Origin of the sequence: Bradyrhizobium sp. STM 3843 (assembly GCF_000239815.1) — a bacterium.
Classification (GTDB): Bacteria; Pseudomonadota; Alphaproteobacteria; order Rhizobiales; family Xanthobacteraceae; genus Bradyrhizobium.
Genome location: NZ_CAFK01000323.1, coordinates 53,512 through 77,161, shown reverse-complemented (window position 1 = coordinate 77,161; position 23,650 = coordinate 53,512). Strand labels below are relative to the sequence as shown.

Genomic DNA, 23,650 nt, shown 5'->3' with positions numbered 1-23,650 from the left:
CGCGCTGGCGGGCCAAATTGCGAGCAGCACGGCAGCAGCGAGCGATCGCAACAAACGGGTGGCGACGGCCTTATGAAGCGTCGATGAATCTCTTTGCCGTCTCCGTTGCACCAAATGAATCCAGATCGTTGTGCCCGCCTTGAGGAAACCGTACGAATTGCTTGGGGTCATGCGCAAGCTGGTACAGTCGTTCCCCGAAGCGAATGGAAATCGCGGGATCCTTCTCGCCGTGCATGATCAACAGCGGCACTTTGACGCGCGCAATGCGCAGGTCGGAGCGGAACTGATCCAGCATCAGCAGGCTGACCGGCGCGAAGGGGAACATCGCGCTGGCGACTTCGACAGTCGACGCATAAGGGGCTTCCAGGATCAGCTTGGCAATCGGCTTGTCGGCCGCGATCGCGGTGGCAACGCCGGTGCCGAGCGAGAAACCCCAGGCCACGATGCGATCCGCCGCATAGCGCTCGGCCGTGAAGGCATAGGCGGCGTTGGCATCCAATAGCAGCCCGTGCTCGCTCGGGCTGCCGCTCGAACCGGCATAGCCGCGATAGGACAGCGCAACCAGACCGGTGCCATCGGCCGTGAGCGCCTTCAGGCGGGGAACGACACCGGCGAGAAAGTCGCCATTGCCGGGAAAATACAGCACGACCTTGCGGCCGGCCCTTGCCGGCACGTGCCAGACGATGACCTTCTCGCCATCGGCCGACGTCAGCACATGTTCTTCGGCCTGTGGAAACCCGGCCTGGTCAGGCGCGATGCGCCCGACCGGCGGGATCGGGAACAGCATCGCGCGCTGCCGCACGAACAGCGCGGCAAGGCCGCAGGCGTACAGCCCGGCGAGAACAATCATGAGCCATTTGAGGAGAGCCATCTTGATCTAGCTATGGCTCCCTGCGGCGACTTACATCGCCTTGACGATGCTTTCGGTCATCTTCTTGGCGTCGCCGAGCAGCATCATCGTGTTGTCGCGATAGAACAGCGGATTGTCGATGCCGGCATAGCCGGACGCCAGCGAGCGCTTGATGAACATCACGGTGCCGGCCTTCCAGACCTGCAGCACCGGCATGCCGTAGATCGGCGAGGACTTGTCCTCTTCCGCCGCCGGATTGGTGACGTCGTTGGCGCCGATCACGAAGGCGACATCGGCCTGGGCGAATTCGGAGTTGATGTCCTCGAGCTCGAAAACCTCGTCATAGGGGACGTTGGCTTCGGCGAGCAGCACGTTCATGTGACCGGGCATGCGGCCGGCCACCGGGTGGATGGCGTATTTCACCTCGACGCCTTCCTTCTTCAGCGTGTCCGCCATCTCGCGCAGGGCGTGCTGGGCCTGCGCCACCGCCATGCCGTAGCCGGGCACGATGATGACCTTGGACGCGTTCTTCATGATGAAGGCCGCGTCCTCGGCCGAGCCGAGCTTGGCCGGCTTCTGCTCGCCGGTACCGCCGGCCGCCACGGCGGTCTCGCCACCGAAGCCGCCAAGGATGACCGAGATGAAGGACCGGTTCATCGCGTGGCACATGATGTAGGACAGGATCGCGCCCGAGGAGCCGACCAGCGCGCCGGTGATGATCAGCGCCGAATTGCCGAGCGTGAAGCCGATGCCGGCCGCGGCCCAACCGGAATAGGAGTTGAGCATCGAGATCACGACCGGCATGTCGGCGCCGCCGATCGGGATGATCATGAGCACGCCGAGCGCCAGCGCCAGGATCACGTTCAGCCAGAAGAAGACCGCGCTGCCGGTTGCGACGAGGCCGACGATGCAGGCCACCAGGGCAATGGCGAGTGCGATGTTGATGAGGTGACGCGCCGGCAGGATGATCGGGGCGCCGCTCATGCGCGCCGACAGTTTCAGGAACGCGATCACCGAGCCGGTGAAGGTCAAGGCGCCGATGGCGACACCCAGCGACATTTCGACCAGGCTCTGGGTGTGGATGTTGCCGGGCGAGCCGATATCGAAGGCTTCCGGCGCATAGAACGCGCCGGCTGCGACCAGCACCGCCGCCATGCCGACCAGCGAGTGGAACGCCGCCACCAGTTCCGGCATCGCGGTCATCGGCACGCGCCGCGCGACCAGGGCGCCGATCGTACCGCCGATCGCGATGCCGACCACGACGAGCAGCCACGCAAGCCCATCCGCCGGAGGATGATTGGCCAGCGTGGTGGCGACCGCGATCGCCATACCGACCATGCCGAGCAGATTCCCCCGGCGCGACGTAGCCGGGCTCGACAGCCCCCGCAGCGACAGGATGAACAGCACACCCGCCACAAGATACAAAAATGCCGACAGATTGGCGCTCATCTCAGGTCCCCATTCGCCTCTTCAACCCCGAGGGGCCGCCTACCTGGCCTTCTTCTTGTACATCGCCAGCATGCGCTGGGTGACAAGGAAGCCACCGAAGATATTGATGCAGGCAAAGATCAGCGCGACGAATCCGAAGGCGCGGGCCCAGCCGCTGCCGCTCGAAACGTTTGCGACGCCTCCTGCGAGCAGCGCGCCGACCACGATGACCGAGGAGATCGCGTTGGTCACCGACATCAGCGGCGTGTGCAGCGCGGGGGTCACCGACCACACCACGAAGTAGCCGACGAATACCGCCAGCACGAAGATCGAGAGCCGGAACACGAAGGGATCAACGGCTTGGGCGACATGCTCCATGACTTTTCTCCTGATGCCTCTGACTATGCCTTCGGCTGGAAATTCGGATGGACGATGGCGCCATCCTTTGTCAAAGCCGTGGCCTTGACCAGTTCATCATCCCAATTGACGGCGAGCGCCTTGGTTTCTTTGTTGACCAGGGTCTCGATGAAGGAAAACAGGTTGCGCGCATAGAGGCCGGAGGCCGAGGCCGCGACGCGGCCGGCAAGGTTCGGAATACCGACGATCTTGACGCCGTCGATCTCGACGGTCTCGCCGGGCTTCACGCCTTCGACATTGCCGCCGCGCTCGACGGCGAGATCGACCAGCACCGAACCCGGCCGCATCGACTTGACCATGTCGAGCGTGACCAGTCGCGGGGCCGGCCGGCCCGGGATCAGCGCCGTCGTGATCACGATGTCCTGCTTCTTGAGATGCTCGGCGGTCAGAGCCGCCTGCTTGGCCTGGTACTCCTTGGACATCTCCTTGGCGTAGCCGCCGGCGGTCTGCGCGTTCTTGAACTCCTCATCCTCGACGGCAAGGAATTTGGCGCCGAGACTCTCGACCTGCTCCTTGGTCGCAGGCCGCACGTCGGTCGCGGAGACGATCGCACCCAGGCGGCGCGCGGTGGCGATCGCCTGCAGGCCCGCGACGCCGACGCCCATCACGAACAGTTTCGCCGCCGGCACAGTGCCGGCCGCGGTCATCATCATCGGAAAGGCGCGGCCAAATGCCTCGGCGGCCTCGATCACCGCGCGATAGCCGGCGAGGTTGGCCTGGCTCGACAGCACGTCCATGACCTGCGCGCGGGTGATGCGCGGCATCAGCTCCATGGCGAACGCTGAGACGCCGGCATCGGCCATCGCTTTCAGCGCGACATCATTGCCATAGGGGTCCATGATCGCGATGACCAGGGCGCCGCGCTTGTATTGCCCAAGCTCCGACGGCTCCGGCCGTTTCACCTTGATGACGAGATCAGCGTCCTTGAGCGCATCCGCGCTGACGGTCGCGCCGGCAGCAGTGAATTCGGCGTCCGGCACGCCCGACTTCAGGCCGGCGCCCGGCTCGACCGCGACCTCGGCGCCTAAGGATTTGAATTTCTTCACCGTATCGGGAGAGGCGGCAACCCGCGGCTCCGACGGGTCGATTTCCTTGGCGACGGCAATCTTCATGAGGCCTCCGGCGCGGATGCGCGCGCGAGCTGTAGAGGGGCGGAATTCCAGGGATTTCAGCCGGGCGGCTGAAAGCCCGCCAGCGACTTGTGGCGGGCAAACCGACTTAAGTGAGGAAAATCGCCATCAAGATGACGATGAGCGCGACGGTAACCGTGCCGAACTTCACGAGCTTGATGAAGCCCAAATAGGTCGCCTCATGCTCTGCGTAGTCGTTGCCGTCAGCCGTGGAATAGGCGACTTCGCCGTGATCTGCCATCTTGGTCCCCCAAAAAACTATCGTTTAAGAAGGTCGCATAGCGCAAAGCAGCTCTGAGGGCAACGGCGCCCGGATTGCACAACTTTGCTGATCAGGCCTGCTTATCAGCTCATTCGGCCGGCCAATTGTCCAGGATCCAGCGGGTCAGGCTCTGCTCGCTGACCTCTCCCGCGGCCAGCGAGAGGATCATCGCCGTAGCCTGTGCAGGATCCGGAGCAAACGCCACGCCGTTTCTTCGTAGAAACGTCATCATGGCCATGAAGGCAATCCGCTTGTTGCCGTCGACGAATGCGTGATTCTTCGCGAGCCCGAACGCATAGGCGGCGGCGAGCTCAGGCAGGCCGGCCTGCTCGTAGCTCCATTTATTGATTGGACGTTCCAGTGCCGAGCGCAGCATGCCCTCATCCCGCAGACCGGCCGCGCCGCCGAAGCGGCGCAGCTGGCGGGCGTGGATAGCGATGGCCTGTTCGTAGGTAATCCAGAGCGGCTCCTGCTCGCTCATTTGGCGAGCGCCGCCAAGGTGTCCTTGTACTGATCCATGATCTCGTCGGCGATCTCCATCGTCCGCTCGAAATCCGGATCATACGGCAGCGCCTGAAAGCCACCGCCGGGAAGCTCGACGATATGCAACTGCTGGCCGCGCTTGAGATCGAGCCGCTGCATCAACTCGCGCGGCAACAACAGGCCGTCGGAATTGCCGATCTTCTTGATCTCGATCTTCATTGCAATCCTCCGGCGCCGAAAAGCACGTTCAACGAACGTATAACACGCCTCCGCCAACCGTTCAACAAATGTTTTACACGCCCTCCTCTCAGCCCATCGCCTCCAGCTCGTCAATCATGCCGGCAATCACGGACAAGCCGCCGTCCCAGAACTTCGGGTCCTTGGCATCCAGCCCGAACGGCCTGAGCAGCTCGGAATAATGCTTGGTGCCGCCGGCCGCGAGCATCGCCAGATAGCGCTCGGCGAACCCTTCCGCGGCGTGCTCGTAGACCGCGTAGAGCGAGTTCACGAGACAGTCGCCGAACGCGTAGGCGTAGACGTAGAACGGCGAATGGATGAAGTGCGGAATGTACATCCAGAAATTCTCATAGCCCGGCTTGATCTCGATCGCCTCCCCCAGGCTCTCCGTCTGCACCGAGAGCCAGATCTGGCCGATCCGCTCGGCCGTGAGCTCGCCGTTCTTGCGCTCGGTGTGCACGGCGCGCTCGAAGGAATAGAACGCGATCTGCCGGACCACCGTGTTGATCATGTCCTCGACCTTGCCGGCGAGCAGCGCCTGGCGCTGCTTGGGGTTCTTGGTCTCGCGCAGGAGCCGCTTGAAGGTCAGCATCTCGCCGAACACGCTGGCGGTCTCCGCCAAGGTCAACGGCGTCGGCGCCATCAGCGCGCCGTTCTTGGCCGCCAGCACCTGATGCACCCCATGGCCGAGCTCATGCGCGAGCGTCATCACGTCACGGGGCTTGCCCTGGTAGTTCATCAAGACGTATGGATGCGCCGACGGCGTGGTCGGATGTGAGAAGGCACCCGGCGCCTTGCCGGGCCGCACCGGCGCGTCGATCCAGCGATCGTCGAAGAATCGCTGCGCGATGTCGGCCATGTCGGACGAGAAGCCGCGATAGGCCGAGAGCACCATGTCCTTCGCCTCGGGCCAGGCAATGGTCGAGGTCGCGGCGAAGGGCAGCGGCGCATTGCGGTCCCAATGCGCGAGCTTCTTCTTTTTGAACCAGCGCGCCTTCAGCTGATAGTAGCGATGCGACAGCTTCGGATAGGCCGCGCGCACCGAGGACACCAGCGCATCGACCACCTCGCGCTCGACGCGGTTATTGAGATGGCGCGAGTCCGCGACATCCTGGAAGCCGCGCCAGCGGTCGGAAATGTCCTTGTCCTTGGCCAGCGTGTTGGTGATCAGCGCAAAGCTGCGCTCATTGGCCTTGAAGGTCTTGGCCAATGCTTCCGCGGCCGCCTTGCGCTTGGCGCCGTCGCGATCCTGCAGCAGGGTCAGCGTCGGCTCGATCGCGAGCTCCTTGCCCGCGACCTTGAAGCGGAGGCCGGCGATGGTCTGGTCGAACAGCCGGTTCCAGGCCGAATAGCCAGTCTGCGACTTCTCGTGAAACAGCTGCTCGACCCGATCCTCCAGCTGATAGGGCTTGTCCTTGCGCAGGTCCTCGATCCAGGGCCGGTAATGGTTGAGGGCCGGCGTCTGCATTGCACGTTCGATCACCTCATCGTCGATGCGGTTGAGCTCGAGCGGAAAGAACAGAAGATGGGTCGAAGCCGCCGTCAGCCGTTCCGAGATATCGCCGTAGAATTTGGAGATCGCGGGGTCGACGCTGTCGCCGGCATGGATCAGGCCTGCGAATGACCCGAGCCGTCCTGCGAGATCGTCGATCGCTTCATAGCGCCGGACGGCGCGCGCGAGCCATTCGCCACCATCGTCGCGCGCGGTGTGCTCGGCGAGCTTGCCTTTATAGTCGGCCTCGAACGCGATGCAGTCGGCGTCCATCTCCTCGAGATCGCGCTCGATCTCCGGCGCATCGATCCCGGAATAGAGATCGTCCAGGTTCCACTCCGGCAACGCGCCGGTCTTCGCGGGCGCCTTGGCGACACTCCTCTTCGCCGGTTTCGCGGGAGCCTTGTTCTTGACGGCCGACTTGGCAGCCGATTTGGCGGTCTTGCGGAGGGCGGAAGAAGAAGCGCGCGAGGTCATCGTGTGTCCGTAACCTGTGTTCAAACGTTGTCCCGAACCGCAACGATTAAGGTTGCGTTAATCGGTGTCGGCGAGAGTGACCCGATTCGAGACAGATAGTTGTAGCGTGCGAGGAAAGCCATGGCTGCCAGCATTTTGATCGCCGACGACGATCCAGTCCAGCGTCGGCTGGTAGAGAACATGGTGCAGAAATGCGGCTATGAGGCGATCGTCGTCGATACCGGCGATGCGGTCATCGACAAGCTGACCGGCCCCAACGCACTCGCGATCGACGCGCTCGTGCTCGACCTCGTGATGCCCGGTCTCGACGGCATGGGCGTGCTCGCCAAGATGCGGGAAGCCGGCCTCTCCATCCCGGTGATCGTGCAGACCGCCCATGGCGGCATCGACAATGTCGTCTCCGCGATGCGTGCCGGCGCGCATGATTTCGTGGTCAAGCCGGTCGGCCTGGAGCGGCTCCAGGTCTCGCTTCGCAATGCGCTCAACACCTCGGCGCTGCAGGGCGAATTGCAGCGCATCCGCCACAGCCGCGAGGGCCGGCTGACCTTCGCCGACATCGTCACGCGCAGCGAGGCGATGGCGCCGATCCTGCGCATCGCCGAGAAGGCGGCATCCTCCGCGATCCCGGTGTTGATCGAGGGCGAATCCGGCGTCGGCAAGGAACTGTTCGCGCGCGCCATCCACGGCTCGAGCGAGCGCAAGACAAAGCCGTTCGTCGCGGTCAATTGCGGCGCGATTCCGGACAATCTCGTGGAATCGATCCTGTTCGGTCACGAGAAGGGCGCATTCACCGGCGCGACCGAACGCCACATGGGCAAATTCGTCGAAGCCCATGGCGGCACCCTGTTCCTCGACGAAGTCTCCGAACTGCCGCTCGCCGCGCAGGTCAAGCTGCTGCGCGCGCTGCAGGAAGGCGCGGTCGAGGCGGTCGGCGGCCGCAAACCGGTGAAGGTCGATGTGCGCATCATTTCCGCGACCAACCGCCGGCTGCTCGATCGCGTGAAGGAAGGGCATTTCCGCGAAGACCTGTTCTACCGGCTGCATGTGCTGCCGCTGACGATCCCGCCGCTGCGGGCGCGCCGCGACGACATCCCGCATCTGCTGCGGCATTTCCTGGCGCGCTTTGCCGCCGAGGAGAACCGCAGGCTAACCGGCATCGGCGGCGAGGCGGTGGCCTATCTCACCCAGCTCGATTGGCCTGGCAACATCCGCCAGCTCGAAAACGCCGTCTATCGCGCGGTGGTCATGAGCGAGGGCGACCAGCTCGACATTGCCGATTTCCCGCTGATCCCGACCCATGCGCCGCCGGTTCAGCCGGCGCCCCCGCTGGTGATGGAGCGGCCGGCCCAGCCGGCCGTGACCACCATGGTGTCGGGTAACGATATACCCATCGCCCCGCTGCCCGCACACGGCAGCTTGGCCATGCTCACCCCGGCGGGCGAGATGCGTCCGTTGGAAGAGCTCGAAACTGAAATCATCCGCTTCGCCATCTCGCACTATCGCGGACAGATGTCGGAAGTGGCGCGGCGGCTGAGGATCGGCCGTTCCACGCTTTACCGCAAGCTCGACGAGGTCAACCGCAGCGATCTCGATGGCGAGGACGCCGCGGCGAATAGCCCGTCGGTCGAATGAGGCAAGCGCAAGGCGCTAGCACATGCACCAAGACCACAAGACAAGATGGCCCCGCACCATTGACTGAAAAACGCCGCAAGGTCGCGCAACAAGGGAACATCTGAACCGTTGCCGTGCGGTGACAGACAAAGGAAAAAGCGCGTGGCACAAACGCACGATAGGTTTGATGGGGTTTCCCGGAGAGTCAGTCTATCGTGAGTCGTCCCGCGCGGCGCTGGCCGCGGAGCTGGGGCGTGGGTACCGTTTGGCGTGACTCGGTTGCGTGCAGGCGTGCCACTCACAAGCTTTGCGCTGAAGCCGGCCGACGATAACCGACGCTGTTCCATGCTGAAGCTGAACATCCAAAGGACGCGACGATGCGAGACTGTGTGAAGACCCGTGGTGGATATGACCGCGTGCTGATGGCCGTCGCGGCAAGCTTCCTCACGGTATCGGCGACATCGGCGCTGGCGCAGGGCGATGCGCCGCGCAGCAGTGCCGCTGAGCTCGCAATCGAAGCGGCGATCCCCCGGCCGGAGCCGGCCAACGTGCCGCCGCCGACCGCTGCCGACATCAAGCTCGATACCACCGCGACGGTTTCGCCCGATTCGGCTAAGACACCAGCAGCCCCGCAGGACACCGCTGCCGCTCCGGCCGCGCCCGCCATCAAGCCGGCCGACAGCGCGGCTGCGCCGGCGACCGAGCCGGACAAGGCTGCGACGGCGCCCGCCGCCGCTCCGAACGCTCCGGCCACGGCCGCAGCGCCCGCCACCGAGACCGCCAAGGATCCGGTGAAGGCCGCAAGCAACGTCCCTGCGGCCGACCAGCCGGTCGCCGATCGCCTGCGCGATCTGATGACGACCAAGGGCGCGCGCTACCTCGATCGCAAGGCCGAGCGCGCCGCGGTCGAGAAGTTCTACACGACCCGCGACTACGCACCGATCTGGACCCAGTCAGGCAATCTGACGGCGGCCGCCAAGGGCGTGATCGCGCGGCTGAAGGAGGCGGCCTCCGACGGCCTGAACCCGGCGGACTATCCGGTGCCGGATTTCGCCGCGGCTGCGACCTCTCCCGATGCGCTCGCCGATGCCGATTTGAAGCTCACTGCGGCCATGCTGGATTATGCGCGGCAGGCGCAGAGCGGCCGCATGCACTGGTCGCAGGTCTCCGGCGATATCCAGTATCCCGAGCACCCGATCGATCCGAACGAGGTGCTCGCCAATGTCACCGGTGCGAAGGATGCCTCCGCCGCGCTCGACAGCTACAACCCGCCGCAGAAGCTCTACAAGGAGCTGAAGGCCAAGCTCGCCGAATTGCGCGGCGGCGCCGAGGCCGCGGCGATCCAGATCGAGGATGGCCCCGCGCTGAAATACACGCCCGCCCGCGGCAAGAACGCGCCCGAGGCGGACGCCCAGATGTCGGACCCGCGCGTGCCGCAACTGCGCGCCAAGCTTGGCGTCGAAAATCCGAGCGATGACCGTTACGACGCCAAGGTCGCCGCTGCGGTGCGCAAATTCCAGGACAGCGTCGAGCTGAAGCCGACCGGCATTCTCGACGACCGCACCGTCAAGGCGCTCAACACGCCCAAGCGCGACAAGCAGATCGATACCATCCTCGTCAACATGGAGCGCTGGCGCTGGCTGCCGCGCGATCTCGGCGCCCCCGCAATCGGCGATGCCTATGTGATCCTCAACGTTCCCGACTATACGCTGAAGGTCATGCAGCACGGCGCCCAGGTCTGGACGACGCGCGTGGTGACCGGCAAGCCGGGCGTGCACGCCACGCCCCTGCTCAGCGAGACCATGAAGTTCATCACGGTCAATCCGACCTGGAACGTGCCGCCGTCGATCATCTACAACGAGTATCTGCCGGCGCTGCAGCAGGATCCGACCGTGCTGGAGCGGATGGGCCTGCGGCTCGAGCGCGCGCGCGATGGCTCGATCCACATCTCGCAGCCGCCCGGTGAAGCCAATGCGCTCGGCCGCATCCGCTTCAACTTCCCGAACAAATTCCTGGTCTACCAGCACGACACGCCGGACAAATACCTCTTCGCCAAGGACGAGCGCGCCTTCAGCCACGGCTGCATGCGCGTGCAGTATCCGGATCAGTACGCCTCGGTGCTGCTCAATATCGCCGAGCCGAACCAGCACTACACGCCGGAGAAGATCCGCAGCATGTACGGCTCCAGCGAGATCGACCTCAAATTCCCGACCCCGATCCCGGTGAACATCACCTACCAGACCGCGTTCGTGGACGACGCCGGCAAGCTGCAATTCCGCAAGGACATCTATGGCCGCGACGCCACCATGATCGCGATGCTGAAGAACAATCGCGGCAAGGACCTCGAGAACGTGGTCGCCCATGCCCAGCCGAGCTATTCGCGCCCGACCGGCCCGCTCCCCAGCGCGGTCAGCGTCGCCGCCGGTAATGATTACTCGTCGGGGCCGAATTTCTTCGAACGCCTGTTCGGCGGTGGCGGCTTCAACCCGACGCCGCCGGCCCCCATCGGACGCCGGGGCCAGCCGCGCGGGGTGTTCACCCGCTGATCTCCGCGCTTAATTATCTCGTGAAATCAACGACCTCGCTCTCGGCTCACGGCCTGGAGCGAGGTCGTTCTCTGTTAACCATTCCAGGCAACCAAGAATCGCTGGCGCTTTTTCGCCACACTCAAGAGCTTATATTAAGCCTAATCTGGGGGGCGGGTCGGTCAATCTCCCTTAACCATCCCGCCTTAGGAACGCGTTTTCTCGCTCGCGACAGTTGGGGCTGGCACGAGCGGTTCAGGTGACGCTGGTCGACGGGGTGGACTTATCTTGCTGTCTGGTTTCGTGCGCCAATTGCATTCGCTTCCCCAATTCGCAGGGAAGGCCGGATGCCAGATCGGATTGGCTTCGCTGCTCTTGCTCGGCGCTGCCGGCTCGGTTCATGACGCAGCAGCGCTGAACGAAACCCGCACCCTCTCCTTCCACCACACCCATTCCGACGAAGATCTCACGATCACCTTCAAGCGCGACGGCCGTTACGACGAAGACGCGCTGAAGAAGCTCAATCATTACCTGCGCGACTGGCGCACCCAGGATGAGACGGTCATGGACCGTCACCTGTTCGATATCCTGTGGGAGGTCTATCGCGACGTCGACGGCAAGCAGCCGATCCAGATCGTCTCGTCGTATCGCTCGCCCGGCACCAACGCGATGCTGCGCCGCCGCTCGGCGCATTCGGGCGTCGCCCGTCACAGCCAGCATATGCTGGGCCACGCGATGGACTTCTACATCCCAGGCGTGCCGCTCGAACAGATCCGTTATGCCGGCCTGCGCCTGCAGCGCGGCGGCGTCGGCTTCTATCCGACCTCCGGGTCACCCTTCGTTCATCTCGATACCGGCAACATCCGCCACTGGCCGCGCATGAACCATGACCAGCTGGTGAAGGTTTTCCCGGACGGTCGCACCGTTCATATCCCCTCCGACGGCGTGCCGCTGAAGGGCTACGAACTGGCGCGAGCCGAGATCGAGAAGCGCGGCGATGGCGATGGCGCGACCACGGGCAAGCCGACCCTGCTTGCGCGCCTGTTCCGGGGCAAGCCCGCCGACGATGACGAGGAAGGCGCCTCAGAGGCTGACGCCAAGCCGGTGCACGTCGCGGCAGTGGTCGCCGCCAGGGCGACGACGGACGGCAAGACTTCACCGCGCGGCAAACTCGCAAACGCGCTCCAGCTTGCTTCAGCTGATTCGCAATTGGTTCAAACGATCAAGGCGCAGCCGGCGCCGACAGCCGAGGCCCAGGCGGCACCGGGGCAAGCCGCGCCACAGAGCGTGTCTGACATCATCAACGCGCGTGGCTTCTGGGGTGATGATCCCGCCAATCCGAAGCAGGCAACGCCCGAGCAGGTCGCGGCGATCACCGCCCGGCGCGCGGCCGACCCGCAAGCCACCGCCAGTGTCATGAACGCGATGGCGTTCGCTCCGCCGGCTTCGTCCCCGGTCGATCGCTCGCACATTGTCGCAGCATCGGCGCCGATCCCGGTCCGCAACACGCGGTCCCAGGCGCGCAATGCCGAGACCAACACGGTGGCCGCCAGCGGAGCGCAGGCCAAGGGCGCACAGGGTCAGGACAGCCCGGTCACGACCGCGACGCGGATTTCCGCCGCGAAGGAAAACAACTCGAGCTGGATGCGCATCATGCTGCTGGCGCCGAGTGCATCGACCTCGATGTCGGTGACGATGCTCGGCGATCCCGATCTCACGCTCATGCGCACCTATTTCGTCAAGCCGCAACTGGTGCTCGCGATGAGCTTCGCGGAAGACCCTGCCCCGGGCCTGAGCTACGACCAGTTCTCGGGATCGGCGACGGTGAAGCTTGAGACGAAGTCCTTCGTCCTGCGCGCCGCCTCGTTGCGCTAAGCGCGCCGCGCCGGCGAGAGCCCGGGCGAAAGACATCATCAAGCCCGCATCCTGACATCACGCGTCTGTTCGAACGCGACCAGCAGCGTCGATGAACGCCTCATCCCCCTGTCGTCGCACAGAGCCGAGCGCACAAATGAAACGACGCCTCCCGTCACAGACGGAAAGCGTCGAATGCACGTCTCAATGTTCCAGGCTTAAAGCATCCCCAGCGCCTGCATATAGGTCTCGAGGATGCTCTCCTCTTCCTGGCGCTCGTTGGGGTCCTGTTTGCGCAGCCGGATGATGGTACGCAGGGCCTTGACGTCGAAGCCGTTGCCCTTGCTCTCGGCATAGACGTCCTTGATGTCCTCCGAGATGGCCTTCTTCTCTTCTTCCAGCCGCTCGATCCGCTCGATGATCGACTTCAGCTGATCTACGGCAAAGCGGGTTGCGGGCGAGTCGTCGTCTTTCGCGGCGGCGGCAGTGGCCATCTGGTACTCCCAAAGGAACTGGTGTGGCTGATGAAGGCGCCGGTCGTTCAAGGCGCGTGTCCGGAAAGACCCTCAAATCTGGCGTGCCTTGCGTCAAGCCGACATCGCCCTCATCCACAGCGCGCCCACATCTTGTTGTGGCCACAATGGCTGCAGCCCGCAAAAGGCAGCGTACCGCTTGCGTTTTGGCTGCCTTTGCCGGATGAGCCGCGATTCGCGAGAGTCACGAATCGCGCCTGGCGAATCTGACGTTTGCTCTCTCGCCGCCAATCGGCCGCGCCCGGTACGAAGCTCAATGTCCGGGATGCGCCTTCTTCATCGCCTCGAGCTGCGCCGGCGTGGCTTCGCGCTGGTACTTCGCCTTCCATTCGTCGTAAGGCATGCCGTAGATCGCCTGTCGGCTCTCATCCTTGCTCATCGACACGCCACTGGCGTCAGCGGCATCCTTGAGCCAGTTCGACAGGCAATTGCGGCAGAACCCGGCCAGATTCATCAGATCGATATTTTGAACGTCGGTGCGCTCGCGAAGATGCTCGACCAGCCGGCGGAATGCGGCGGCTTCGAGCTCGGTCCGGGTGGTGGTATCCATCGCCATCTCGTTCGTTTTCCGTTCCATTGTCACGTTGTTGCAGATTTCTGTTATATAGTGCGGCCTCGTCGCCGGGTTGGCCATATCGTGTTGCGGGCAAGCTTGTTACAGACAAGGGCTTGGGGGCTCGATCGCAGCGTGCATCACGGCCACCTCCGCCGTTGACGTCGAAAGGCCAAGCCACGCGACACCAGTCAAGGTTTGATATAGCGTCGCGCAATGATCCCCAAAACCTCCACCCTTCCCCAGCCCATGCTTTGCCGCCCGGGCCTCGGCCTGCTGTCGGTGCTTGGGCTGGCTACATTCTGTCTATGGACCAGTCCCGCGGCGGCGGATTTCCGCCTCTGCAACAACACCTCGAGCCGCGTCGGGGTTGCGCTCGGCTACAAGGATGCGGAAGGCTGGACCACCGAAGGCTGGTGGAACGTCTCCTCGCGCAGCTGCGAAACCCTGCTCAAGGGAACCCTGGTCGCGCGCTATTACTACATTTACGCGCTGGACTATGACCGCGGCGGCGAGTGGTCGGGCCAAGCCTTCATGTGCTCGCGCGACAAGGAATTCACCATCAAGGGCACCGAGAACTGCCTGGCGCGCGGCTTCGACCGCACCGGCTTCTTCGAGGTCGACACCGGCGATCAGCGCGCCTGGACCGTGCAACTGACCGAAGCCAATGAGCAGCCCTCGCAGCAACGGGTGCCGGGCATTCCGGGAACGCTTGGGCCTGGCGGCAATGTGCCGGGTCTGCCGGCCGCGCCGCAAGGCACCGCTCCTCCGCCGGCTGCGCCCGGCCAGCCGCCAGCCTCGCCAGCGCCCAAGCCATGAGGCGACTGCGCCGTATCAAGATCCTGGCGACGTTAGGCCCGGCGTCCTCGGACAGCGCGATGATCCGCAAGCTGTTCGAGGCGGGCGCCGACATTTTCCGCATCAATATGAGCCACACCCCGCATGACAAGATGCGGGAGCTGGTGGCCACGATCCGCAATGTCGAATCAAGCTACGGTCGGCCGATCGGCATACTGGTCGACCTGCAGGGGCCGAAGCTCCGCCTGGGCACCTTTGCCGAGGGCGCCGTGCAGCTGGCGAACGGCCAGCCCTTCGTGCTGGATTCGGACAAGACGCCCGGCGATTCCAGCCGGGTCTATCTCCCGCATCCGGAGATTCTGGCCGCGCTGCGCCCCGGCCACGCTTTGCTGCTCGATGACGGCAAGGTGCGGCTGGTCGCCGAGGAGACCTCGCCGAATTATGCCATCACCCGCGTGGTGGTCGGCGGCCGGATGTCCGATCGCAAAGGCGTGAGCCTGCCCGACACCGACCTGCCGGTGTCGGCGATGACGCCGAAGGACCGCGCCGATCTCGATGCGGCGCTCAATACCGGCATCGATTGGGTCGCGCTGTCCTTCGTGCAGCGCGCCGATGACGTGCTGGACGCCAAGAAGATCATCCGCGGCCGCGCCGCCGTCATGTCAAAGATCGAGAAGCCGCAGGCGATCGAGCGGCTGCCTGATATCCTGGAGGCGTCCGACGCGCTGATGGTGGCGCGCGGCGACCTCGGCGTCGAGCTGCCGCTGGAGCGGGTGCCGGGCCTGCAGAAGCAGATGACACGGCTGGCCCGCCGCGCCGGCAAGCCGGTGGTGGTGGCAACGCAAATGCTGGAATCGATGATCCAGTCGCCGGTGCCGACCCGCGCAGAAGTCTCCGACGTCGCCACCGCAGTCTATGAGGGCGCTGACGCGATCATGCTGTCGGCCGAATCGGCGGCCGGCAGATATCCGGTCGAAGCGGTCTCGACCATGAATCGGATCGGCGAGGAAGTGGAGCGCGATCTGACCTATCGCGCGGTCATCACGGCACAGCGGCCGGACCCGGAAGCGACTGCTGGTGACGCCATCGCAGATGCGGCGCGGCAGATCGCCGAGACGCTGGATCTGCCCACCATCATCTGCTGGACCTCCTCGGGTTCGACCGCGATCAGGGTCGCGCGCGAGCGGCCGAAACCGCCCATCGTCGCCATCACCCCGAACATCGCCACAGGGCGCAAATTGTCCGTGGTCTGGGGCGTGCACTGCGTGGTCGCCGAGGACGCGCGCGACCAGGACGACATGGTCAACCGCGCCGGCTCGATCGCGTTTCGCGACGGCTTCGTCCGCGCCGGCCAGCGCGTCCTGATCGTCGCCGGCGTGCCGCTCGGCACGCCCGGCACCACCAACATGGTGCGCATCGCCTATGTCGGCCCGTCCGGCGACGCCCACATATGAGCAGGGCGAGGAACTAATTGGAGGCGCGGCCAGCGCCGTCGAGCCCCGCGGTCGAGGCCGATGCCGCGCGCGATATCACCGGACAAGCCTCGATGTCGATGCGATCGACACCGGCGATCCGCTCGCACGCCCTGCTCGGATCGATCTTCAGGTCATAGGACTCGAGCGCCTCGAGCCTCGGCGGATTGTCCGCCGAGCTCTTGGAGAAATAGAGTGCCCAGATCCCACCCGGCAAGGGATCGGCGAGGCCGGCGCGGATGCGCCGGTCCAGCACGCCGCCCGGCACGACCGGCAGCACCAGCTCGGAGAGCTGATAGATCCGCGAACCGGCGGGGAGCCGTGACACGACATGACCGAGCGGCTTCTGCAGGAGCAGGAAGGTCGCAGGGCTCTGCAACGCGGCCGCGAGCTGCGGACGATACGGGTCGGACCACGGCCGCCGCGTCCAATCGGTCGGCCGCGACCACAGCACGATCGCAAGCGCGATGATGACGGCGACGACGTGCTGCGCGCGCGGACGCGCGCTCACGTCGAACGATCGGGACAGCTGCGGGGCCGCCATCAGCCGGGTGATCAGCAGCAGGATCAGCGGCGCTGATAGCAGTTCGAGCGGGATCAGGTAACGCTGGATCGAGAACGCCAGCATCCACAGCACATAGCTCACCCAGAAGAATATCAGGAACTGCCGGTCGCGCAGTTGCAAGAGCTCGCGCCGGCACCATACACCTGCAGCAATCGTCGCGAGCAGCAGCACGATGACCAGCGCAAAGCGCGGATCGCGAAAGGCCCATTCCGACGAGGGATGCAGTCCGACCAGCCAATAGAACGGATAGGCCAACGCATCGGCGAGGCTCTGCGGCATGAAGCGGGTATCGACGATCGAGGCCGGCGGCGCCTCCGGCGAATGGAAGATCGTGTTGTAGAACGGAAACAGCGGGCTGCCGAAGTCGCGCCACATCTTGAACGCCCAGGCGCCCCCGGCCGCGAGCACACCGGCGACACTGCCGGCACCGAAGGACAGCATCGCCGCAAGCGGGCGCGCCGCGAGCAACAAACAGACCCCGGCCCCGATCAGGAATGTCGCATTGGTGAGCTTCAATCCGGTGGCGGCGCCGATCAGAAGCCCGGCAAGCAAAAGACGCCGGCCATCCTGTTCGCGGTCGGTCAGGATCAGCCCGATGCCGGCAAGGATTGGTATGGCGGTGAGAATGTCGGCAAAGCTGGTGCCGACCTCCGACAGGCTCATCGGGCCGCACGCGGCGATCAGGACCGCAGCAACGAGGACCGGCGGACGCGCCTGCGCGCCGAGCATCACGCGCGTGATCCAGGTGATCAGCGCGAGATTGAGGCCGTGCAGCGCGCCGAGCGCCACGCCCCACCAGGGCGCATCGAGGCCATGACGGAGCGCGTAGGGCAGCAGATAGATCAGCGGGTTGAGAAAGCTCTGGAAACCGCCCGGCATGACATCGATGTCGAAGCGGCCCTGGCTCAGGGCAAAGCCTGCATAGTCGTGATAGTTCTGCCAGTCCCAATTGATGTCTTCGCCGGCGACATACGAATAGAGGGCGCCGGCCAAAGCGGAGCCGGCGATCACGAGCGGTATCGCCAATCGTCTGCGTGCAATCACCATCAGAGCGGAAGCGCCTGCGTCACGGTTACGGCGACCGCGCGATTGCACGCGGAGGCATCAGCCTGCACCATGGCTGGGCTGAGTGAATCTCTGCTTAAGGCGGATCGAGCGGCGATCGCCCTCAGGCGCCGACCAGGGTCTTCACCGGCAGCACGGCCTGCACCACGAGCCCGCGGGCACGGGCGTCCATGACGCCGACCGCGCGCAACGCCAGCAGGGTCACGGCCTGAACCGTGTCGCGCAGCCTGACGGGATCGTCGAGATTGTCCGGCGCCAATGGCCCGACCAGCGCCTCATGCAGCGCGCCGAGCAGCGCGGTCGCGGCGAGCTGGGTATCCTGCGCCGGCAGATGACCGGCGCGAACCGCAGCCTCGATCCGGGAGGCGATTTCGTCGGCGATCTCGCGCCGGCTCGCGATTCGGGACGCCGTGACGTCGACATCGACCGGCTCGGCCAAGATCCCCCAGGCGAGCTTGCGCTGCGACAGGACATGCACGGCGACCGTGGAGATGGCGGCGGCGAGTGCCGAGGATGGTCCCGGCGCCGCATCGGCGGCGCGCCGGACCGCGGCGAGCTCGTCGCGGGAGACCTCGGCAATCAATTCGGAGATCAGATCCGCCTTCGACGGGAAGTAGCGGTAGACAGTTCCGGCGGCAACGTTGGCCTTCACGGCGACCGGCGCGATCTGCACCGCGGCCATGCCACCCTCGGCAGCGGCCTCGCGGGCTGCTGCCAGGATGGCGCTGCGGCGGGCAGCCAGCCGCTTCACGACCTGATGGGTCCGTCGGTACACCATGGAGCGCTTCTCATCCCGCCCCGTCGTCCCGGCGGTGCCGCGACGAACGGAAATTCACTGTTTTTGGAGGCAAGCCTCGCAATCTGCTCAATAAGAACTGAACACTTATTCAGAGCGAATGACAAGTCGCAAATCGTTGACTTGGCTACAGGCGACTTGGCTAAAGGTATGAGGCCGAGCAACAAAGCTTAGGCGGCCACGGCAACGGGAGCGCCAGCCGGTTCCCGCCGCCACCACGGCCCCGCCCGCCGCAATATGATGCCGGCAACGATCAGATTCGCGGCGAGGCCAACGGGGATGCCGAACAGGATGAATGTGACGGGGAGCAGGATGGCGCAGCCGAGCGCGGCCAGCTCATGAGTCCGGAATCCGTCCTTGAGCCCGACCCGCACCAGGAAGGCAGCGGCAACGGCCATCACCATCATGTCATACATGAAGAGGTAGGGCGTGGTGAGCAGGGTCCCAACCGCGAGCGCTGCGGCCTTCAGACTGTAGCGCACCGGACTGCGCCACATCATCACCAGCACGACCGCAACGGCCGCCGTCAGCACCCATTGGAACGCCCAGGCAATCGCTTCCGAGCCGCCGCAGTAGCGGACCAGCGAGAAGATGCTCTGCAGCTTCCACCAGGTGGCCTTGCCCTCGGTGAGGAAGGCCTGCGAGAAATGCGGCATCCAATGCAGGAAGGCCTGCCAGCTCTCGAGCCCGAAGGCGACCGTGGAGATGCCGGCGAGCGCGACCGCGGTCACGCCGGCGGCGGCGAAGGTGGTCCAACGGCCGGCCGCGATCAGCACAATCGGAAACAGCAAGCCATATTGCGGTTTGTAGGTCAGAAACCCCAAGCAGATGCCGGCCAACACGGGACGTACGGGTAAGAGATAGAGCGTACCGCCGACCAAGGCCGCGGTCAGGAATCCGTTCTGCCCCACCAGCGTGTTGGAGAATACGACCGGAAGCCCGGCAGCGAGCAGGAAGCCGAAGGCACGGCCGACGATCGCGCGCATCACAGCGAGATAGGGCACGAAGCTCACGGCCAGCCAGCCGATGAACGCGACCGTGTAAGGAAATTGCGCCAGCAATGCCGCCACGAACAGGAACGGCGGCGGATAGTGCCAGGCGAAATAACCGGGAAAGTCCTGCTTGAGCAGATCGAGCTCGATGGCCCGCTGAACGTCCCAGTCCCAGGCCAGCGCCGGATGTCCCTGCAGCGCGAGCTTGCCCGCGGCCCACACGTTGACGAAATCGGTCGGAATGCCGCGGCCGGTTTCGTCCCAGATCCAGCCGCCGGACACATAGGCCGTCGGGAAGAACGAGGCGTTGATGCACAGAAGCGCGAAGCAGACCACAAGCAGCCCGGTCGGCACGGCGTTCGGCTGCGGCTTTGCGGCGGAAGCAGGGAAGCTGTCGGCCATGCGGACCTCGTCCTCGCGCCAGGACGGCGCGTCAGCCAGGCAGCAATAGGCGAAAACCGCTTGAGGAAGGCTTAAGCGGCTCGACCCGCCCGAGACCCGCATCTCACGGCATGTCGTGGGCACATGAAAAAGCCCGGCTCATCGCCGGGCTTTTCATCACCTTAATAAGATGTGTCGCTTACGCCTGCGGCTGCGGCTCGAGACCGGGATCCGGATCGGGACGCGGCCGCGGCTTGCCGGCCGGCGGCACGGCGGAGGCACGCGGGGTCGACGGCTCGACCACCGACTCGCGGTTCGGCTTCTTGCCCTTCAGGAGGTCGATGATCTCCTCGCCCGTCAGCGTCTCATATTCGAGCAGCGCCTGCGCGATCATCTCCCATTGGTCCCGCTTCTCGGTGATGATGCGGCGCGCTTCCTGCTCACCGGCCTCGATCAGGCTGCGGATTTCCGAGTCGATCAAGCGAGCCGTGTCATCGGAGATGTTGGTCGAGCGCGCCACGGAGTGACCGAGGAAGACCTCCTGCTCATTGCTCTGGTAGCGCACGCGGCCAAGCTTGTCCGACATGCCCCATTCCATCACCATCGCCCGCGCCAAGCCCGTGGCCTGCTGGATGTCGCCGGTGGCACCGTTCGTCACCTTGTCGGCACCGAACTTCTGCACCTCGGCCTCACGGCCGCCGAACGCCATGGCCAGCTTGGAGACGCACCATTCGCGGGTGTGCGAGTGGCGGTCGCTCTCGGGCAGCGACTGCACCATGCCGAGCGCCCGGCCACGTGGAATGATCGTGGCCTTGTGGATCGGGTCGTGGCTCGGCACGTTGAGCGCGACGATGGCGTGGCCCGCCTCGTGATAGGCGGTGAGCATCTTGTCCTCCTCCGTCATCACCATCGAGCGGCGCTCGGCGCCCATCATCACCTTGTCCTTGGCCTCCTCGAACTCGGCCTGGGTGACCATGCGCTTGTTGCGGCGGGCCGCCGTCAGCGCCGCCTCGTTGACGAGGTTCATCAGGTCGGCGCCGGAGAAGCCGGGTGTGCCACGCGCAATGGTCTTCAGGTTGACGTCGGGAGCCAGCGGCACCTTGCGGACATGAACTTTGAGGATCTGTTCGCGGCCCATGATATCGGGGTTCGACACCACGACCTGACGGTCGAAGCGGCCAGGACGCATCAAGGCGGGATCGAGCACGTCGGGCCGGTTGGTGGCCGCGATCAGGATCACGCCCTCATTGGCCTCGAAGCCGTCCATCTCGACGAGCAGCTGGTTCAGCGTCTGCTCGCGCTCATCATTGCCGCCGCCGAGACCCGCGCCGCGATGGCGGCCGACCGCGTCGATTTCGTCGATGAAGATGATGCAGGGCGCGTTCTTCTTGGCCTGCTCGAACATGTCGCGGACGCGGCTTGCGCCGACGCCGACGAACATCTCGACGAAGTCCGAACCCGAAATGGTGAAGAACGGCACGTTGGCTTCGCCTGCCACCGCACGCGCGATCAAGGTCTTGCCGGTGCCGGGAGGACCGACCAGGAGCACGCCGCGCGGAATGCGGCCGCCGAGCCGCTGGAATTTGCCGGGGTCGCGCAGGAATTCGACGATCTCCTGCAGGTCCTGCTTGGCCTCGTCGACGCCGGCGACGTCCTCGAAGGTGACGCGGCCATGCGCCTCGGTCAGCATCTTGGCGCGCGACTTGCCGAAGCCCATCGCCTTGCCGGCACCGCCCTGCATCTGCCGCGACAGGAAAATCCACACGCCGATCAGCGCGATGAACGGCAGCCAGGAGACCAAGAGCGAGACGAACCACGGCACGTTGTCGCCCGGCGGCTTCGCGGTGATCTGGACCTTGGCGTCATACAGACGCTTCACCAGGTTCGGGTCGTTCGGCGCATAGGTCTGGAAGGACGTGCCGTTGCTGAAGGTGCCGTGAATTTCCGGCCCCTGGATCACGACGTCGCGGACATGGCCCTGGTCGACTTCGGTAAGCAGCTGCGAGAACGAGATATCGGTCGAGGAGGTGCGTTGGCTTGGGTTCTGGAAAAGCGTGAACAGCGCCAACAGCAACAGAACAATTATGACCCAAAGGGCGAAATTACGCAGATTGGCGTTCATCGATTTTCCTTCGTGGTCGCGCGGATCGCGGCCGTCTGTCCCTGGATGGGTCCTGGACTTATCCCTAGGTAGCCACGAGGGAATCCCCCGGTCGACCGTCGTCTAATTTAGGTGCCACTCGCTACAATGCCAAGGGAACCACTCAGGACTATTTACCGCATCCGACATCGATTCCAGTGCGAAAAATGGCTCTGGAAAGCTGCGCCATTGCAGGTGGTTAAGGGGCCGCCAAGGAAGCCACCAAGGGAGCCGCCGAGGCGGCCGAATGGCAGGCTGGACCGTCAGCCGCTCCGAGCGCGACGGGCCGGCGCCGGTTCGAAGCGGATCTGACCATTAGCCACGCTTACCAACGCACCGGCAAGGGTCGATTTTAACCTGTCTCGCGTGGCTTCGCCACCTCCTGCAAACTCCGCAAAAGCCCGGTCCAGCCTGGTCAGCAGCGCCTCGGCCTTACCGAGTTCCACCGGCCCCTCAGTCCCGAAACGATCGACCGTGCGGATCAGGAGACGCAGCCGAATTTCCTCCGGCAAGGCCGCAAACGCGCGGAGGTCGAACACCTGCCCGCGCGCGGGCTGCTTGCGCTGGCCACCGGAGGCTCCCGAATTCATGCGGCTGGTCAGCGCCAGATAACGCTCGGCGCCATCGGCCAGCACCTCGATCGCCGCATTGGCCCGGGCGAAACGGGCCGCAAGCCGGGCCAGATTGCGCGCATCACCGCCTTCGGCGGCGAGCGCCGGCATCAGCGCGCGCAGCCGCGGCCGCGTGAAGGCGGGATCGACATTGGTCGGATCTTCGATGAACTTGATCTCGGCCGCCTGCAATGTCGCGATGAGCTGCGCCTTGGAGATGCCGAGCAAGGGGCGCGCCAGCGCAAGCCCCTCCCGTTCGCTGATGGCCGACATTGCCGCGAGGCCTGCAATCCCGCTGCCGCGGAGCAGTCGCATCAGAAGCGTTTCGGCCTGGTCGTCCCTGGTATGTGCGGTGACGATGTGGCTTGCGCCGGCGCTCCGCGCGGCCTGCACCAGCAATCGGTAGCGCGCGGCTCTCGCCGCCTCAGGTACGCCGGAGGCGGGCTTGTCGCCACGCCAGCGCAAGGTGCGATGCGGCAGGTCCAGCGTGCGCGCCACCCGTTTGACCTCGCGCGCCTCGCGGGCAGCCTCCCTCCTCAGGCCGTGATCGACCGTGACGGCGATGAGGCGCGGACCTTGCGCGCGCTGATCTCGCCAACGTGCCGCAAGCCACATCAGCGCCATCGAATCCGGGCCGCCGGAGACCGCAAGCACCAATGCGGGCGCATCGGACAGAGGGGAGAACAGGCGTTCGACCTCGGCGTCCGAGATCGGACGGTCGTCGTCTGTGGCTTTGTCCCGCGCTGTTTTCTGCCGTGCCATGCGCGGCAGATTAGGCGCGCGAGGTGCGAACCACAAACTCAGCTGTCATCCCTGCGAACGCAGGGATCCATAACCACCGATGTCAATTGTTGAAATATGCTGGAGCGACCGCTTGAGCCTATCACGCCCGACTGTGTTTATGGGTCCCGGCGTTCCGCCGGGACGACAGTCATGGTGACGCAAGGTAGCAACCCAATCCACGCCATCGCGCCTTAG

The 23,650-nt window shown here is 64.9% G+C and carries 20 protein-coding genes; 5 read left to right on the top strand and 15 right to left on the bottom strand.

Annotation, left to right across the window (positions count from 1 at the left end; all coding sequences use genetic code 11):
• Nucleotides 1-70: 70 nt before the first annotated feature.
• The 8 genes from BRAS3843_RS35830 to BRAS3843_RS35795 form a co-directional block, all read right to left on the bottom strand.
• Nucleotides 71-871, bottom strand: a complete 801-nt coding sequence (locus BRAS3843_RS35830; protein ID WP_008974169.1) for an alpha/beta hydrolase — start codon at nt 869-871, stop codon at nt 71-73.
• A 30-nt stretch (nt 872-901) separates the two neighbouring features.
• Complete coding sequence (locus tag BRAS3843_RS35825; protein ID WP_008974168.1) at nt 902-2,299, bottom strand: NAD(P)(+) transhydrogenase (Re/Si-specific) subunit beta; 1,398 nt, start codon at nt 2,297-2,299, stop codon at nt 902-904.
• 39 nt (nt 2,300-2,338) lie between these two features.
• The gene (locus BRAS3843_RS35820) at nt 2,339-2,656 is read right to left on the bottom strand and encodes a proton-translocating transhydrogenase family protein (RefSeq protein ID WP_008974167.1); all 318 of its coding nucleotides are present in this window, start codon (nt 2,654-2,656) and stop codon (nt 2,339-2,341) included.
• Nucleotides 2,657-2,679: 23 nt separating this feature from the next.
• Complete coding sequence (locus BRAS3843_RS35815; RefSeq protein ID WP_008974166.1) at nt 2,680-3,807, bottom strand: Re/Si-specific NAD(P)(+) transhydrogenase subunit alpha; 1,128 nt, start codon at nt 3,805-3,807, stop codon at nt 2,680-2,682.
• Nucleotides 3,808-3,913: 106 nt separating this feature from the next.
• Nucleotides 3,914-4,066, bottom strand: a complete 153-nt coding sequence (locus BRAS3843_RS35810; RefSeq protein ID WP_008974165.1) for an aa3-type cytochrome c oxidase subunit IV — start codon at nt 4,064-4,066, stop codon at nt 3,914-3,916.
• A 109-nt stretch (nt 4,067-4,175) separates the two neighbouring features.
• Nucleotides 4,176-4,568, bottom strand: coding sequence for a type II toxin-antitoxin system death-on-curing family toxin (locus tag BRAS3843_RS35805; protein WP_008974164.1), 393 nt, complete (start codon nt 4,566-4,568; stop codon nt 4,176-4,178).
• On the bottom strand, nt 4,565-4,789 hold the full coding sequence (locus BRAS3843_RS35800; protein ID WP_008974163.1) for an AbrB family transcriptional regulator: 225 nt from the start codon (nt 4,787-4,789) through the stop codon (nt 4,565-4,567). Before BRAS3843_RS35800 ends, BRAS3843_RS35805 begins: the two co-directional genes overlap by 4 nt.
• A gap of 88 nt (nt 4,790-4,877) precedes the next feature.
• Entirely contained in the window at nt 4,878-6,776 is a 1,899-nt protein-coding gene (locus BRAS3843_RS35795; RefSeq protein WP_008974162.1) for a M3 family oligoendopeptidase, read from the bottom strand.
• Between the two features lie 120 nt (nt 6,777-6,896).
• Between BRAS3843_RS35795 and BRAS3843_RS35790 the strand changes: the two genes are divergently transcribed.
• From BRAS3843_RS35790 to BRAS3843_RS35780, 3 genes are all read left to right on the top strand, one after another.
• Nucleotides 6,897-8,408 (top strand): sigma-54 dependent transcriptional regulator, encoded by a 1,512-nt coding sequence (locus tag BRAS3843_RS35790; protein WP_008974161.1) that lies wholly within the window; start codon nt 6,897-6,899, stop codon nt 8,406-8,408.
• 356 nt (nt 8,409-8,764) lie between these two features.
• Nucleotides 8,765-10,933 carry a L,D-transpeptidase family protein gene (locus BRAS3843_RS35785; RefSeq protein WP_035983917.1) on the top strand — a complete coding sequence of 723 codons (2,169 nt, stop codon included), beginning with the start codon at nt 8,765-8,767 and terminating at the stop codon, nt 10,931-10,933.
• Between the two features lie 267 nt (nt 10,934-11,200).
• Nucleotides 11,201-12,787, top strand: a complete 1,587-nt coding sequence (locus BRAS3843_RS35780; RefSeq protein WP_008974158.1) for a DUF882 domain-containing protein — start codon at nt 11,201-11,203, stop codon at nt 12,785-12,787.
• Nucleotides 12,788-12,984: 197 nt separating this feature from the next.
• Here BRAS3843_RS35780 and BRAS3843_RS35775 read toward each other — a convergent pair whose 3' ends face one another.
• Both BRAS3843_RS35775 and BRAS3843_RS35770 read right to left on the bottom strand, forming a co-directional pair.
• Nucleotides 12,985-13,260, bottom strand: coding sequence for a DUF2312 domain-containing protein (locus BRAS3843_RS35775; protein ID WP_008974157.1), 276 nt, complete (start codon nt 13,258-13,260; stop codon nt 12,985-12,987).
• A gap of 292 nt (nt 13,261-13,552) precedes the next feature.
• Nucleotides 13,553-13,855, bottom strand: a complete 303-nt coding sequence (locus tag BRAS3843_RS35770) for a DUF1244 domain-containing protein (protein WP_035983935.1) — start codon at nt 13,853-13,855, stop codon at nt 13,553-13,555.
• 213 nt (nt 13,856-14,068) lie between these two features.
• Here BRAS3843_RS35770 and BRAS3843_RS35765 point away from each other — a divergent pair, with 213 nt between their 5' ends.
• A complete protein-coding gene (locus BRAS3843_RS35765) occupies nt 14,069-14,671 on the top strand; it encodes a DUF1036 domain-containing protein (RefSeq protein ID WP_035983916.1) in 603 nt (200 codons plus the stop codon).
• Nucleotides 14,668-16,104 carry a pyruvate kinase gene (gene pyk / locus BRAS3843_RS35760; protein WP_008974153.1) on the top strand — a complete coding sequence of 479 codons (1,437 nt, stop codon included), beginning with the start codon at nt 14,668-14,670 and terminating at the stop codon, nt 16,102-16,104. Before BRAS3843_RS35765 ends, pyk begins: the two co-directional genes overlap by 4 nt.
• 13 nt (nt 16,105-16,117) lie before the next feature.
• Here the strand turns inward: pyk and BRAS3843_RS35755 are convergent, their stop codons facing one another.
• The 5 genes from BRAS3843_RS35755 to tilS all read right to left on the bottom strand — a co-directional run bounded on the left by BRAS3843_RS35755 (nt 16,118) and on the right by tilS (nt 23,434).
• Nucleotides 16,118-17,713, bottom strand: a complete 1,596-nt coding sequence (locus BRAS3843_RS35755; RefSeq protein ID WP_347379603.1) for a glycosyltransferase 87 family protein — start codon at nt 17,711-17,713, stop codon at nt 16,118-16,120.
• 142 nt (nt 17,714-17,855) lie between these two features.
• The gene (locus tag BRAS3843_RS35750; protein ID WP_008974151.1) at nt 17,856-18,530 is read right to left on the bottom strand and encodes a TetR/AcrR family transcriptional regulator; all 675 of its coding nucleotides are present in this window, start codon (nt 18,528-18,530) and stop codon (nt 17,856-17,858) included.
• A gap of 188 nt (nt 18,531-18,718) precedes the next feature.
• Nucleotides 18,719-19,942, bottom strand: coding sequence for a glycosyltransferase family 87 protein (locus BRAS3843_RS35745; protein WP_008974150.1), 1,224 nt, complete (start codon nt 19,940-19,942; stop codon nt 18,719-18,721).
• 178 nt (nt 19,943-20,120) lie between these two features.
• Complete coding sequence (ftsH, locus tag BRAS3843_RS35740; protein ID WP_008974149.1) at nt 20,121-22,043, bottom strand: ATP-dependent zinc metalloprotease FtsH; 1,923 nt, start codon at nt 22,041-22,043, stop codon at nt 20,121-20,123.
• Between the two features lie 281 nt (nt 22,044-22,324).
• A complete protein-coding gene (tilS, locus tag BRAS3843_RS35735; protein ID WP_008974148.1) occupies nt 22,325-23,434 on the bottom strand; it encodes a tRNA lysidine(34) synthetase TilS in 1,110 nt (369 codons plus the stop codon).
• Nucleotides 23,435-23,650 lie beyond the last annotated feature (216 nt).